At 63.4% G+C, this 541-nt stretch carries 1 protein-coding gene; it reads left to right on the top strand.

Going from position 1 to position 541, the window contains the following annotated elements; all coding sequences use genetic code 11:
• Positions 1 to 541, top strand: a 541-nt coding sequence (locus D1614_RS24845) for a F0F1 ATP synthase subunit beta (protein ID WP_497006687.1), incomplete at both ends; no start/stop codon positions are given.

Below are 541 nucleotides of genomic sequence, written 5' to 3'. Positions count from 1 at the left end.
GTGCTCGACAAGGTGGCCATGGTGTTCGGCCAGATGAACGAGCCGCCGGGCAACCGTCTGCGCGTTGCGCTGACCGGCCTGACGATGGCCGAGCGCTTCCGCGACGAAGGCCGTGACATCCTGTTCTTCGTCGACAACATCTACCGCTACACGCTGGCCGGCACTGAAGTGTCGGCACTGCTGGGCCGTATGCCTTCGGCCGTGGGCTATCAGCCGACGCTGGCTGAAGAAATGGGCAAGCTGCAGGAACGTATTACGTCGACCAAGACCGGCTCGATCACGTCGATCCAGGCCGTGTACGTGCCTGCCGATGACTTGACCGACCCGTCGCCGGCAACGACCTTCCTGCACCTGGACTCGACCGTCGTGCTGTCGCGTGACATCGCTGCACTGGGTATCTACCCCGCAGTCGATCCGCTCGACTCGACGTCGCGCCAGCTCGACCCGCAAGTGGTCGGCCAGGAGCATTACGAAGTCGCCGACCGCGTGAAGAAGACGCTGCAGCGCTACAAGGAACTGCGCGACATCATCGCGATTCTGG

The sequence above is a fragment of the Maribellus luteus genome (assembly GCF_003576475.1).
Classification (GTDB): Bacteria; Bacteroidota; Bacteroidia; order Bacteroidales; family Prolixibacteraceae; genus Draconibacterium; species Draconibacterium luteum.
This window is presented reverse-complemented; position numbering and strand designations above follow the sequence as displayed.